The organism is Acinetobacter sp. SH024, from assembly GCF_000163635.1.
Lineage (GTDB): Bacteria > Pseudomonadota > Gammaproteobacteria > Pseudomonadales > Moraxellaceae > Acinetobacter > Acinetobacter pittii.
The window spans coordinates 117,040-131,223 of sequence record NZ_GG753603.1; the positions used below are offsets into that span (position 1 = coordinate 117,040).

The window sequence follows — 14,184 nt, forward strand, 5'->3', positions numbered from 1 at the left end:
AACGTGACACAATATACGGCTCAATCGCTTGAAGTTCTTTCTGGTTTAGACCCTGTACGCCGTCGTCCGGGGATGTATACCGATACGACTCGACCTAACCATTTAGCCCAAGAAGTTATTGATAATGCTGTCGATGAAGCATTAGCTGGTCATGCCGACAAAATCTGTGTCACAGTTTATAAAGATGGTTCGTTGTCGGTTGAAGATAATGGCCGCGGTATGCCGGTCGATATTCATCCTGAATATGGCCAAAGTGGTATCGAAATCATTCTGACCAAGCTCCATGCTGGTGGTAAATTCAGTACCGATAACTACCAATTTTCAGGTGGTTTACATGGTGTGGGGATTTCGGTTGTAAATGCTTTATCAACACGTGTTGAAGTCGAAGTACAACGTCAGGGTAATTTATACCAGATGGCCTTTGAGCAAGGGGAACCCGTTGCTCCTTTAGCGGTCTTAGAAGGTAAAGCACCGAAACGTGCGACAGGTACAACGGTACATTTTTGGCCAGAAGCTAAATATTTTGATAGTCCAAAATTTGCGTTAAAAGCACTCAAACACAATTTAAAAGCCAAAGCTGTTTTAGCGGCTGGTTTAAAAATTACTTATATCGATCAAATTAATGATGAAAAAATCGAATGGCAATTTGAAAATGGCCTCGTCGATTATTTGATGGATGAATTGCAAGACCGCGAAATTTTGCCAAACCCTGCATTTGTAAGCAGCGGTCAGGCAGACCGTGCGGCATGTGAATTTGCGATTTGTTGGAATGTGGAAGGCGGTGAACAGGTTCAAGAAAGTTACGTCAACTTAATTCCAACTGCACAAGGCGGTACTCATGTGAACGGTTTACGTTCAGGTGTTACCGAGGCATTGCGCGAGTTCTGTGAGTTACGTAATTTGCTACCACGAAACCTCAAACTTTCGGCAGAAGATGTTTGGGATGGCGTGAACTATATATTGTCGCTCAAGTTCCAAGAACCGCAGTTTTCAGGTCAAACCAAAGAGCGTCTTTCGAGTCGAGAAGCATCAAATATTGTTTTAAATATTGCTAAAGATGCTTTCGCACTCTGGCTCAACCAACATGCTGAAATTGCCATGCAGCTGGCAGAAATGGCAATTTCTAAAGCAGGTCGCCGTTTAAAAGCAGCAAAGAAAGTCGAGCGTAAAAAAATTGTTTCCGGCCCTGCATTGCCGGGTAAATTGGCAGATTGTGTTGGTCAAACACGTGAAGACAGTGAGTTATTTATTGTCGAGGGCGACTCTGCTGGCGGTAGTGCCAAGCAAGCGCGCGATAAAAACTTTCAGGCGATCATGCCGATTCGTGGAAAAATCTTAAATACGTGGGAAGTTTCTTCAGATGAAGTATTGGCTTCTCAAGAGGTCCACGACATTGCGATTGCGATTGGTGTAGATCCGGGCAGTGATGATTTATCTGAACTCCGTTACGGTAAAATCTGTATTTTGGCCGATGCTGACTCGGACGGTTTACACATTGCGACTTTGCTTTGTGCTTTATTCGTTAAACACTTCCCAGCATTGGTTGAAGAAGGACATTTGTATGTGGCAATGCCACCATTGTTCCGTATCGACATTGGTAAAGATGTTCATTACGCGCTTGATGATGATGAACTTGAAACTATTTTGAAAAATATTAAAGGTAATCGTAATCCGCAAATTACCCGATTCAAGGGATTGGGTGAGATGAACGCGATTCAACTACGTGAAACCACGATGGATCCGAACACGCGTCGTTTAGTTCAGCTCGATCTAGATGATGTGCATCTAACGGCAGGTTTACTCGACAAGTTACTTGCAAAAAAACGTTCGGCAGATCGTAAGCAGTGGCTTGAGCAGAAAGGTAACTTAGCTGATATCACTGTCTAAAAAGGCGTAAAAAATCCCCGCTCAATTGGCGGGATTTTTTTATGTAAATCTAAATTGTTGGAAATCACCACAACGATTTCTACCATTAAATTAAAATAGACAGATCTGTATATTTTAATTTAGGTCGTAATTTTTATAACCTGTGGAAATTGAAAAACATCGCAATTTGCTCCGCATCCAATTCGATCTACCACTGCAAAATCACTTGGTGCTTCGAAGGTAAGCAAAGGATGATGCCATGTGCCCGCCCGATAATTAATACTTTGCTTTCCATTTGAAATAAAAGCACATAACTTTGAAATATCAGGAGTATTTTCGTCCAAAGCGGGTGCCACAATAATTAAAAACTTTTGTTGCTGTAGTGGAATAAATGCCTGAGAGCCTTTGGGGTGACGCTCTAGCATTGAAATTTCCAGAGGCAGCACGCTGGCCTTAATATTACGGAAAATACTAATTCCTGCCTTTGCTTCACCTTCAACTTCAGTTTCAACGAGCGCATGGTAGCGCTCAGTGTGGGCATCGTTAATATGAAAAAAGTCATGTCCGTCGCAACAGATGACCTCTCCGAAGGGCTGAAAGTTTTCAATTGTTAAGGGCTGAATTTGAACATTCTTCATGATCATGACTTGGCAATTTTTCCCCATAAACGAACACGACTAATACCACCATCTGGAATCATGTTAATACGAATATGAGAGATTTTTTCATGCTGTAAAATCTCATTCACATATTCATGAATATGATCCATTTGCATCGGTTGGGCTTCTAGTAAGTAAGACCAGAACATACTTTGAGGAATTAATTGTGCATCGGTTGCGTTTTCAAGGTAAACCGCCTGAATAGATACTTGGGCAGGGAAGTTCCCTTTAAAATGAGCTGTATCAATTTCAAGCTTTTCAATTTTTCCGCTTTTACCCAACGCAAGAATACACCAGTCATAACCCGGTGCACGGCGGCGTTTGGTTTCCCATCCATCGCCCATATTGACTCCGCGACCTGGGTTAATCAAATTACGCGGGTGTCCAAAATGAGCATCACTATAGGCAACTACACGGCCACCATTTTCGAGAGCCAATAAATCGAGAGTTTGTTCGCTATCAGTTACCTGAATATGAACATCGCCATAGACACGTAAACGGGCAATACCACCATCTGGGAAAATATTAAGGCGTATATGAGTGAAAAGTGCATCATTATTGACCATAAAAATATGATGCTGGCTCGGGCCTAGTTCAGTATTTTCTAAAACATTCTCCCATTTTGCCCCTGTCAGGTCCCCATTTGGTGCATAACATGCTTCTAATGATGCAGATGCAGGATAATTTCCTGTAAAAAAGCTGGTATCAATATCAAGAGCAGTGATTTTTCCGCTTACACCAAGCTTCACGATACACCAATCATAGCCTGCGTGACGTTTACGACGCGTTTCCCATCCGTCCATCCATTTGCCGTTGTCATCAAATTTATCTTCAACAAAAATAGGTGCATCAAATTGCAGCATACGTTTTGCTTCAGCAAAGAAATCATCTGAATACTCAATGACTTGTGCACCAATTCGGGCATCTGCCAAATTGGTTTTAGTATTCAAAATCTCAGGAAGTTCAAAAGCTGGAGCGTGCAATGTTGCCATAGTGGAGTATCCGTATTTCTTGTTAAAAACATGATTTTTCATTTAAAACTGCGCTAACACGGAGCGTGCCAAGTCGAGTTTTATACATAAATATATAAGCATGGTGCATGCCAGTTTTGTGGAAAAGCTAAATAAATTTTGAACGATGGCATGTTTTTAGCATAAGCACCCTATAGGTGAATATCTATAGGAGAGTGTTATGAATGTGGTGATTATTGGTGCAGGAATGGGAGGTCTAACCACAGGCATTGCATTAAAGAAATTTGGTCACCAAGTTCGAATTTTTGAGCAAACTGAAAAAATTCTTCCTGTCGGCGCGGCAATTTCGCTGTGGTCGAATGGTGTGAAATGTCTGAACTATCTGGGATTAACTGACAAAATCGCCAAACTTGGTGGACAAATGGATGATTTGGCCTATGTGGACGGTTTAACTGGAGATGTGATGACACAATTCAGTTTACTACCATTAATTGAAGAAGTAGGCCAAAGACCTTATCCAGTTGCACGTGCCGATTTACAAAATATGCTGATGGATGAGTTTGGACGAGACCAAATTTATCTAGGCAAAAAAATGGTGAGCCTTGAAGACAAGACCGATTCTGTCGAGGTGCATTTTGCAGATGGTAGTTCAACGCAGGCTGACTTATTGATTGGGGCGGATGGTACTCACTCACTAACCCGTACCTATGTGTTAGGTCAGCAAGTACAGCGCCGTTATGCGGGTTATGTGAACTGGAATGGCTTGGTTGAGATCTCTGAAGATTTGGCTCCGGCCCAGCAATGGACGACTTATGTGGGCGAAGGCAAGCGTGCTTCTTTAATGCCAGTTGCAGATGGAAAGTTCTATTTCTTTTTAGATGTGCCTTTACCAGCAGGATTAGATAATAATCGAGATGAATATAAAAAACTTTTAAAACAATATTTTGTTGATTGGTGCCAACCCGTACAGCAGCTTATTGAACGCTTAGACCCGCAAAAGACCAATCGGGTAGAAATACATGATATTGAACCGTTCACTCAATTTTATAAAGGTCGCGTGGTGATTTTGGGTGATGCTGCACACAGCACGACACCTGATATTGGGCAAGGCGGTTGCCAAGCCATGGAAGACGCGATTTATTTAGCGCGTTCTCTGCAAATTAATACTTTGGGGCTAGAAGATGCTTTGCGACGTTATCAAAACAAGCGCAATGAACGTGCCAATGAGTTGGTGCTTCGCGCACGCAAACGTTGTGATGTGACACATATGAAAGATGAAGCTGTTACACAAGCATGGTATGAAGAATTACGCCGTGAACAAGGTGGACATATTATGCAGGGGATTATTAGTAATATTGTGGGTAATCCACTTGATTAAAAACAAAAACAGCAAGGAATTTTCCTTGCTGTTTATCTTCTAAATTTGGATTTTAGAAGTGGTATTTAACCAATGCACTAACGTTATTTTCGTCTCGACCTTGAAGGCCAAATTTATTATTCCACACTGAGTGCTCGATACCTAGGTATAGGCGTGTATCAGGAGAAATGTGTTTACCTACATTCCATTTCCACTGAGTTGTCCAGTTCAACTCGCTCGCATGGTCGCCTTCAGCAGTTGACCAGTCAAGGAAACCATCTACCAAGAAATCTTCAGATCCTAATTTTAATGGAATACCATAAACGAATGTCATTTGATAATCGTCGTCAGTGTTCTCATTATTTGCACGGTAGAAGTTTAAATTTGCATATTGGAAATATGGGATATCTAAATCAACTGCAAAACCATAAAGGAAGTTGTCGAAGTTGTTGCCGTCTTCACTGTTACCTTCCCAAGTAGTACTAATGAGTACATCTTTGATTGGGCCATACGACAGTTTTTTACCAGACACTTCGCCTAAACTTAGACGTGGTGATAACTCAAAGTAAGTACTCTTGTGGTCATTTTCACCACGCATGCGGTCCATAAAGAAAAACACATCAGCGTATTTAACTTTTGCTGCATATTCCAAAGTAATCGTGGTTTCTTTGTCATCTACAACTTCATAGTTTTCACCATAAAGTCCAGTCACACTAAAATCTTGCCAGATTGGTTTCGCCTGAACCATGGCAGTTGCAGATAACAAGGCACAAGTCGCCGCAAGTTGCTTTAATTGCATTTAAATGATCTCCCCCCAAATAAAGCACGCTAAGGATACAGGGTCTTAAGCAAAAATGAAGCCAAATTTGATCAACGGTTAAAAAAAAGCCCACCGAAGTGGGGCGCTAAAAACTAAATCTTTAATGAGTATTTCTTGTGTTTATTGTTTGGCTTAAATGTGGGGTGCGCGAGCTACGAAATGAAGGTAAATGATTAAATAATAAATTCAATAAGATAGCAAAGATACAAGTTGAACTAATGCCCGAATGGAACAAAGTTTGTACCCAAACTGGGAAATGAGCATAAAACTCATGGTTAATAATTGGGATCATCCCAGCTGATAAAGCGGTTGCGACAATAATCAAATTTTTCTGATCGTTATAATCTATCTTTGCCAAAGTACGAATTCCACTTGCTGCAACCGACCCAAACAAGACCAAACCTGCACCACCAAGTACGGGCATTGGAATCGCTGCAATCAAACGACCCATAATAGGTAGTAAACCTAAAATAATGAGAATGACACCACCTGCTGCGACTACAAAGCGGCTTTTGATGCCTGTAATCGCCACCAGTCCAACATTTTGGGCAAAAGCGCTTTGCATGAAAGAACCAAAGATAGGCGCAAAAGCACTTGAGAACATATCTGCACGAACACCATTGGCGATACGTTTTGAATCGACTTCAGTTCCTACAATGTCTCCGACAGCAATAATATCGGCTGTGGTTTCCGTCATAATCACTAAGGTAACGATTAGCATCGATAAAATTGCACTTAGCTCGAAAGTCGGTAAACCGAATGCAAATAGGTGGGGAAATTGCAGCCATGCGCCTGAACTCACCTGACTAAAATCACCAAAACCCATAAAGTAGGCGAGGGTGGTACCAACCACAATAGCCAACAAAATTGATAAGCGGCGAATGCTTGCTTGCGGCAGCATATTTAGAACGATCACAATGCCTAAGGTCAGCAGAGCCAAAGAGATATTTTCTACGCTACCCCAGTCGGGCGCTTTGTTGTTGCCACCCATCATCCAGCGAATCGCAACGGGTAACAAAGATAGACCAATAATCGTGATAACGCATCCCGTCACAACAGGTGGGAAAAAACGAATAATTTTTGAAAAGTAAGGTGCAAGGCATAGCCCAATTAAAGAGGCTGCAATGACCGCACCGTAGACAGCAGGTAAACCACCGCCTGTGGTGATAATCGCGACCATGGTGGCCACACCCGCAAAAGATACACCCTGTACGAGAGGTAATTTTGCGCCTAAATATTTGGTTCCGATGGTTTGGATCAGAGTTGCCAATCCACCTACAAATAGGGCTGCTGCAATTAACATTCCGATTTGTGCTGAGCTTAAGCTAGCTGCCGTTCCAATAATCAAGGGCGGGGCTACAATGCCACCATACATGGTCAGCACATGCTGTAAGCCGTAAGCAAAACTTTTGGACATTCCTAAATATTCATGCTCTGGAGAAATCACATTTTTTTGCTGATGATTCATATTTTTCTCCTATTTATAATTGAGTTAGCTACCGCGATAAGTGGAGTAAGCAAACGGACTGATCAGTAATGGAATGTGATAATGCTGATTGATGTCTTCTATGAAAAACTGGATACAAACACGCGGGAAAAAAGTTTTGACTTGCTGCGATGAAAAATAAGGTGCAATTTCAAATTCAAGTTGATAAGCACCCTCTGCAAAGTCTGTTATTCCAAAATCACTCACTCGACCATCTTGATTGGTGGTTGCTGTCGCTATCAGCTCATGGGTTGCTGCATGAAACAACTTCACTTCTACGTCTGCAGCCGGTTTACCTAAATTCGTATCTAAAATATGAGTGCTGATCATGCTTGTATTTCCTGAGATAGACGTAATAGAGCAATCGCTGCGAGTTGCTCATGTACAATTGTTTTTTCGATAGCTAAGTCGTTTTGTAGTCGTTCATGTAGCTTTTTTAAAATTTCATCGCTACTGAGGCCTGCCGCTTTAATTAAAAAAATAAAGCCAAACTTTTGTTCATAATCAAGATTACCTTGCAGCAGAGCTTGTTGGGTTTGTTCATCTAAAGAAATGCCAGCTTGTTCCTGATTTGAAAAATCTTGCTCTTTTGCATTGAGTTGTTTTTTAGCTTGGCGTTCACCAATTTTTGGATGGGTTGCTAATGCTGCCAGTATCTCTTGCCATGACCACATTTGACTTAACTGTTCTGCATATTCCAAAAGAGATGCTTTTGTTGAATAGGGACGATTTGAGATGATTTTTTCGGCCCATGCTTGAATGTGGACACAGTTTTTTAACAAAGTCTTGAGTTGTTCTGGTGGGGCTTGATTAAACTCGGCTAAAAACACTGTTATTCCTAAACTCGTTGTCTTGATATAGAGTTTTAGCAATAACAGTGCCAATAGCGAGTTTTGGTTCGCTTAAGAATTTTGAAAATTAAAAATCAATTATTTAGTTATGTGATTTTTATACCAATGTTCAGCAATTTCCTGACGACGACATATCCAGACCCGATCGTGCATTTGAATATAGTCGAGAAATTTCTGTAGTGCTTTAAAACGGCCCGGACGCCCTAAAATGCGGCAATGCATTCCAATCGACATCATTTTTGGTGCAGTTTCTCCCTCTGCATACAACACATCAAAACTATCTTTCAAATATTGAAAAAACTGTTCTGAACTATTAAATCCGCCTGGTGAACAGAACTTCATGTCGTTACATTCTAAAGTGTAAGGAATAATCAGATGAGGACGTGATGCGCCATCAGCATTGGTAAGCGTTGTCCAAAAAGGCAGGTCATCACCATAATAATCTGAGTCATATTGTATTTGTGGAAACTCTGCGAGTAACTGACGTGTATTGGGGCTGTCACGTCCGGTGTACCAACCTATCACTTTATTTTCAAACAGGTTTTCTAAGACAGTTAAAGCCTGCTCCATATGCTGTTTTTCGACTTCAATATCGGTATCTTGATAGTGAAGCCAGCGGTAACCATGAGAAACCACATCATAATCAGCTTGCTTAATCGCTTCTACAATATAAGGGTTGCGAGCAAGTGCCATTGCAACCCCAAAAATGGTCATTGGAAGTTTGCGCTTTTGGAATTCACTATGAATGCGCCAAAAACCAGCACGTGAACCATATTCGTACATAGAGTCCATCGACATATGTTTAGCTGGGTAACTTGCAGCGCCAATAATCTCTGATAAAAACTGTTCGGAGCCCTCATCGCCATGCTCTATATGTTTTTCGCCACCTTCTTCATAATTAAGCACAAATTGCACAGCAACCTTGGCATTATTAGGCCATTTAACTTGTGGTGGTTGTCCGTGATATCCGATTAAATCACGTGAATAAGGAGACTTCTGGATTTGCTCAATAAGCTCTGCTCCAGATAGATAAGATTTGGACACGATTGCTCTCCTTTTGTTCAATTTTTCATAAAAATTTAAAAAATCAGCTTGCATATTTTTATAGATGGACTGATATTGAAGGTATGAAGATCTTCAAAATAAATTAAAAGCAGTACGTTTAAGTCAGGAGATAACAAACCATTACACCATCAAAATGTACAATTGAAGTCAGTTCATGCATGCTTAAAACATGCCAACATAAAAAAGTTTTGCATAGAAAAGATCCACAGTAAGAAAGAGAGGATGGTATTTATGAATATTGAAATCCGCACAGATAAAAACATCCATAACAGCGAACGTTTAATTACTTATGTACGTGCAGAACTTACTCAAGAATTCCAACGTCATAGCGAACGTATTACGCATTTTTCGGTTCATTTTAGTGATGAAAATGGGGACAAAGGTGGTGACAAAGATATCCACTGTATGATTGAAGCGCGTCCTTCAGGTTTGAAACCAGTTGCAGTACATCATAAAGCAGGAAATATTGACGCCTCGATTCATGGCGCGATTGAAAAATTAAAACGTAGCCTTGAACATACTTTTGAGAAAAAAGAACACCCGAGAGGTGGTCAACCAGAATTCATTGATGATGAAGTTTAATTTAAAATGCTAAAAAGCCCTTCGGGGCTTTTTTTATATTTGATAAAAATAAAACTATTCACAACATTAGGTTTGCAATGCGATGCAATCAACCTCTAAAATCTTCAGACGAGATTAGGCATAATAGTCCTAATATATTTTTGAGAGATGGTCATGTTAACCACCCAGCAGCAAGCTTTAATTAAAGCCATAGAAGAATTAGAACTCGCGCAAGTGCAAAAATTACTTGCTGAAGGACTTGATCCGAACTTTATTGATCCGGAACAAGGGCCACCTGTATCAATCATATGTGATGGAATTTTTAAATGGTGGGAAGATGTATCAGAAGCTTATGAAGCGGGTACACCACTATCAAAAGAAGAAAAGCAACAATCATTACAAGTTTACCTCGATATTCTCGAAGCTTTGATTCAAGCCAAAGCGAATGTACACCTTTGGGATGCAGAAGAGTTTTATGGACCTTTATGGGATGCGGCAAGCTCGGCATGTGCGCCAGCCGTTCAACGTTTATTAAATGAAAAAGTTGATCCAAACACACGCGATGAAGAGGGACTCACTATTTTATCTTCAATCAGTCAGTTGTTCTTTGATTGTGACTTTGATGAAATAGATTGGTCAGAAGCGCTTCAAGAAGAGCGTGAAACATTAGAATTATTGCGCCAACATGGGGCAAAAATGTCAAAAGAACTAACTACTTGATTGGATAATAGAATGAGAACATTTCAAATTTTAACTTTTGCTTTGACCACTGTTGCCGCAGGAAGTACTTTTGCTGCAGAGTTCTCTTTTGATCGCCCAGGTGCTGGCTTTGGAACAGGGATTACTCCGGTTGGTAAATTGGCTTGGGAACAAGGTTTGCCAAGTGCAACTTATACAGAGTCAACGGTTGATGGCGTCAAAGAAAAGACCGTAACTGTAAATGAAGATATGTTATTCCGTACCGGTTTAGCCGACGGCTTGGAATTACAATTAGGTTGGCAAGGTCCAGCATGGACTCAAACTAAACGTGCTGGTAAAAAACATGACACGTCAGGCTTTGGTGATGTCAGCATCGGTTTGAAAAAAGCAATTGATCTAAATGATGAAAACTTATCAATGGCTGTGTTAGCTGAAGCGATCATTGCCACTGGAAATGATGAATTTACTGCACATGACGATATTTATAGCCTAAGTTCAGCAGTCGCTTATAAATATAATGACTTAGTCGGCACATCCATTACCATGCGCTACGAAGTACAAAATAGTAACTGGGCAGTAACTGCAATTCCAACGATTGATTATAAAATCGCAGGTAAGCTGTCAGGTTATTCTGAGTTTATTTACCGTAAAGCTGAAAGCCAAGACTACGAATATGGTTTAGGGACAGGTTTAGTCTACGCCGTAAATGATCGTACTCAGCTCGATGCAAGTATCGGGGTTGATTTAGAGGGTCAAGACAAGAGCTACAACGGTGGCTTAGGCGTGGCATTCTTGTTCTAATCGAAGCAATTTAAATTTATGTTAATGAAAAAGCTTATTCATCAGGGAATTCTTTATTTTCTAGCAGTTGCTGTTTGTGTGTTTAGCCAGTTGGTTTATGCGCAAGATAAGCTACTCTCACCCGAACAAGCTTTTTCATTTTCGGTTGAATCTTCTGAGCCGCATACTGCGAGTTTGTCTTGGCAGATTCAGCCAAATTACTATCTTTATCAGCATAAATTTTCCGTACAACAAGGTACTCAACCTTTAACTTTAAAGTTACCTAAAGCGGTTGCCCAATATGATGAAAATTATGGGCAAAGTCAGGTTTACTACCATCAAGTTAATTTCCAAATTAAGACTAAGCCTTCAGAGCACTATAGTGTGACTTGGCAGGGCTGTGCCAAAGACCGTATTTGTTATCCACCTCAAACCATTGAGTTTCAAACTGATGCAGATGGCTTGGTGGGTGTGCAAAACCAAGCAGGAACAGCGCCAAAACGATTACTAGATTTAGCGAATACACAATCTGACACTTCCTCTGGTTCAGAATCTTTAGAAAAAGAGCAGAGTACAGAGACGGCAGCTGATACAACTACACCTCAAATTGCGCAAGATCAGATTTGGTCAGCCAAGTTAATTGAACACTCGCTTTGGTATGGAGTTTTATTATTTTTAGGTTTAGGCATGTTGCTCGCATTTACGCCATGTTCTTTACCGATGCTTCCTATTTTAACTTCACTGATCATTCGCGAACATAAAGGTTTAAAGGCTTGGACTATTGCGCTTACTTTTGTGTGTAGCATGGCATTAGTTTATGCAGGCTTGGGTTTAATTGCTTCTTCGGCAGGCTTAAATTTCCAACGCTGGTTACAACAGCCAGCAACTTTAATTGCTTTTAGTTTGCTGTTTATTGTTTTTGCTCTGAACTTATTTGGTTTGTTTGAGCTTCGTTTACCTCAGACATGGTTAAACCGACTTGACCGTATTCAGTCAATGCAACAAGGCGGCACTTTAGTAGGTGCAGGAGTCATGGGTGTGGTTTCTGCACTCTTGGTCGGTCCTTGTATGACCGCACCTCTCGCTGGAACTTTATTATTTATTTCTCAAACACAAAACCAATGGCAAGGTGCTTTGCTTTTATTCTGCCTAGGTTTTGGAATGGGAATTCCACTACTGCTTGCAAGTATTTTAGGGGCAAAATTCTTGCCTAAAGCAGGCGACTGGATGCATCAGATTAAAGTGATTTTTGCTTTTCTGATGTTGGGTTTAAGCCTCTACTTTATTCGTCCTTTATTGCCAGATTTGGGTATGCAAGTGCTTAGCCTCGTATTAGGCCTTGCTTTTATAGGCTATGCTGTTTATCAGTTTTTCTGGAAAAAAGGGCAACTACAATGGCTCTACGCGATTTTATTATTAATCGTTACACCTTTTGTAGCCTATAACCAATATCAACACATTCAAAATCGAACTTTGCAAAGTTCTAATCATATGGCCGAGTGGCATATTGCAACTACAGCAGCGGACTTTGAGAAAATTTTAGTGGCAGCACCTACTGACCGAGCTATTGTGGTTGATATCTACGCAGATTGGTGTGTTGCCTGCCAACCGATTGAGCACCGTATTTTAAAAGCACCAGAGGTTCAATCTGCTCTTGCACCTTATTATTTAATTAAGCTTGATTTGAGCCATTATGACCAGTCGCATGAAGCGCTACTCAAGCAGTGGAATATTTTAGGGCCACCGACCTATTTATTTTTAAGCCCAGAGCAAAAAGAGATTCGTGCTTTACGTTTAACGGGCGCTTTTAGTCAGCAAGAGCTTTTGCAGCAACTCGCGAGTTTGGCAAAATTTAAAGAATCATAAAGTATCAATAGTTTCGGTCTGATGAAATGTACGTACCTGATTACGTCCCGAAGCTTTTACCGCATAAAGCGCTTGGTCAGCCTGCCGAATAACCAGATAAGGGTCTTCTGCAAAAGCTGAACTGCTTATTCCAAAACTCGCACTAATGTGAATAGGATTATTTTGAGCGGTAAAAACAGGTAATTCTTGCAAGGCTTGGCGACAACGCTCAGCAATTTTTTCTGCTTGAATAATATCGGTGTGAGGGAGTAATAAAATAAATTCTTCTCCACCAAATCGACCAATAATGTCCTCGCTACGTAAATTCTCAGAAAGACATTGAGCAATTTCAATTAAGACTTGATCACCTTGATGGTGGCCGTATATATCATTAATTTTTTTAAAATGATCGATATCAAGAAGTACCACAGCATAATCAAATTGTTGTTGGTGTAGGGACTCCAAATGCATGTTTAAACTACGTCTATTTAATACATTAGTTAATGGATCGATTTGGCTTAAACGTTGAATATAAGTTTCTCGCTGACGCCATTGGGTGAGTAATATTTCAAATAAAACAAAACAGGCCAATAAAATAGGCATAATAAAAAAAGCCATACTTCCTAACCAGAAAGAATTGGTTTGGGCATGATCCATGGCTCTAAAATTAAATAAAGGTGCATACGCTAAAGCACCTGTCATACTTAAATATGTACATACAGTTAAAATAATTGTGGCAGGTACAAGAGCGCTATAAACAATTTTACGGTCAAATAACACCAGACCCACCCCAATCGTACCCACATAACCGACCATAGTGGCAGGGCTGATACTGCCAATTAAATATCCATCATGACATAGCATAAGTGCAAAGAACTGCACGCTAATGAAAGGAATAATTCGTTGAGCCCATTCATCATTTTTGTAGCGGTAACATGGAATAATCAAAAGGACTAATAAAAATAAGGTAAATAAATTGAGCCAGATTTGTGATTCAACTAAAGGTAAATTTGCCCATTGCCAGACACTTGGTGTAATTAAAATATAGCCTTTCCATAAAATCCAACTGAAATTCATTGCGCAAGCAAGTGTGAGCATCAGTGCGCTTTTTTGTAATGGCGTCCAGTTGATGATGTGATTATTGTGGATGAAATCGATTATCACCTGTTTTATTCTATTTACGGGATAAGTGATTAAACGATTTTTCATAATAAATAAGGGCTC

Annotated in this window: 14 protein-coding genes; 6 read left to right on the forward strand and 8 right to left on the reverse strand. The window is 40.4% G+C overall.

Annotation, left to right across the window (positions count from 1 at the left end):
• Positions 1 to 3 precede the first annotated feature (3 nt).
• A complete protein-coding gene (gene parE, locus HMPREF0013_RS19345; RefSeq protein ID WP_005804402.1) occupies positions 4 to 1,887 on the forward strand; it encodes a DNA topoisomerase IV subunit B in 1,884 nt (627 codons plus the stop codon).
• Positions 1,888 to 2,006: 119 nt separating this feature from the next.
• Here the strand turns inward: parE and HMPREF0013_RS19350 are convergent, their stop codons facing one another.
• Both HMPREF0013_RS19350 and alc read right to left on the reverse strand, forming a co-directional pair.
• Positions 2,007 to 2,510 (reverse strand): ureidoglycolate lyase, encoded by a 504-nt coding sequence (locus HMPREF0013_RS19350; RefSeq protein ID WP_025464160.1) that lies wholly within the window; start codon positions 2,508 to 2,510, stop codon positions 2,007 to 2,009.
• Positions 2,507 to 3,517, reverse strand: a complete 1,011-nt coding sequence (gene alc, locus HMPREF0013_RS19355) for an allantoicase (protein ID WP_005804404.1) — start codon at positions 3,515 to 3,517, stop codon at positions 2,507 to 2,509. Before alc ends, HMPREF0013_RS19350 begins: the two co-directional genes overlap by 4 nt.
• Positions 3,518 to 3,716: 199 nt before the next feature.
• Here alc and hpxO point away from each other — a divergent pair, with 199 nt between their 5' ends.
• Positions 3,717 to 4,874 carry an FAD-dependent urate hydroxylase HpxO gene (gene hpxO / locus HMPREF0013_RS19360; RefSeq protein WP_005804405.1) on the forward strand — a complete coding sequence of 386 codons (1,158 nt, stop codon included), beginning with the start codon at positions 3,717 to 3,719 and terminating at the stop codon, positions 4,872 to 4,874.
• Between the two features lie 52 nt (positions 4,875 to 4,926).
• Here the strand turns inward: hpxO and HMPREF0013_RS19365 are convergent, their stop codons facing one another.
• From HMPREF0013_RS19365 to puuE, 5 genes are all read right to left on the reverse strand, one after another.
• Positions 4,927 to 5,652: an outer membrane protein OmpK gene (locus HMPREF0013_RS19365; protein ID WP_005804406.1), complete on the reverse strand. Its 726-nt coding sequence runs from the start codon at positions 5,650 to 5,652 to the stop codon at positions 4,927 to 4,929.
• A 121-nt stretch (positions 5,653 to 5,773) separates the two neighbouring features.
• Complete coding sequence (locus HMPREF0013_RS19370) at positions 5,774 to 7,141, reverse strand: nucleobase:cation symporter-2 family protein (RefSeq protein ID WP_005804407.1); 1,368 nt, start codon at positions 7,139 to 7,141, stop codon at positions 5,774 to 5,776.
• Between the two features lie 24 nt (positions 7,142 to 7,165).
• Positions 7,166 to 7,489, reverse strand: coding sequence for a hydroxyisourate hydrolase (gene uraH / locus HMPREF0013_RS19375; RefSeq protein WP_005066767.1), 324 nt, complete (start codon positions 7,487 to 7,489; stop codon positions 7,166 to 7,168).
• Entirely contained in the window at positions 7,486 to 7,989 is a 504-nt protein-coding gene (gene uraD / locus HMPREF0013_RS19380) for a 2-oxo-4-hydroxy-4-carboxy-5-ureidoimidazoline decarboxylase (protein WP_025464161.1), read from the reverse strand. Before uraD ends, uraH begins: the two co-directional genes overlap by 4 nt.
• Positions 7,990 to 8,088: 99 nt before the next feature.
• On the reverse strand, positions 8,089 to 9,054 hold the full coding sequence (gene puuE / locus HMPREF0013_RS19385; protein ID WP_005804409.1) for an allantoinase PuuE: 966 nt from the start codon (positions 9,052 to 9,054) through the stop codon (positions 8,089 to 8,091).
• 252 nt (positions 9,055 to 9,306) lie between these two features.
• Between puuE and HMPREF0013_RS19390 the strand changes: the two genes are divergently transcribed.
• From HMPREF0013_RS19390 to dsbD, 4 genes are all read left to right on the forward strand, one after another.
• Entirely contained in the window at positions 9,307 to 9,657 is a 351-nt protein-coding gene (locus HMPREF0013_RS19390; protein WP_001019316.1) for an HPF/RaiA family ribosome-associated protein, read from the forward strand.
• A gap of 153 nt (positions 9,658 to 9,810) precedes the next feature.
• Positions 9,811 to 10,356 (forward strand): ankyrin repeat domain-containing protein, encoded by a 546-nt coding sequence (locus HMPREF0013_RS19395; RefSeq protein ID WP_005066773.1) that lies wholly within the window; start codon positions 9,811 to 9,813, stop codon positions 10,354 to 10,356.
• A gap of 12 nt (positions 10,357 to 10,368) precedes the next feature.
• A complete protein-coding gene (locus tag HMPREF0013_RS19400) occupies positions 10,369 to 11,136 on the forward strand; it encodes a transporter (protein WP_014207941.1) in 768 nt (255 codons plus the stop codon).
• Positions 11,137 to 11,154: 18 nt separating this feature from the next.
• Positions 11,155 to 12,981 carry a protein-disulfide reductase DsbD gene (gene dsbD / locus HMPREF0013_RS19405; RefSeq protein ID WP_005804411.1) on the forward strand — a complete coding sequence of 609 codons (1,827 nt, stop codon included), beginning with the start codon at positions 11,155 to 11,157 and terminating at the stop codon, positions 12,979 to 12,981.
• Here dsbD and HMPREF0013_RS19410 read toward each other — a convergent pair.
• Entirely contained in the window at positions 12,976 to 14,169 is a 1,194-nt protein-coding gene (locus HMPREF0013_RS19410; RefSeq protein WP_005804412.1) for a GGDEF domain-containing protein, read from the reverse strand. The two genes, dsbD and HMPREF0013_RS19410, sit on opposite strands and share 6 nt — an antisense overlap.
• Positions 14,170 to 14,184: the final 15 nt, after the last annotated feature.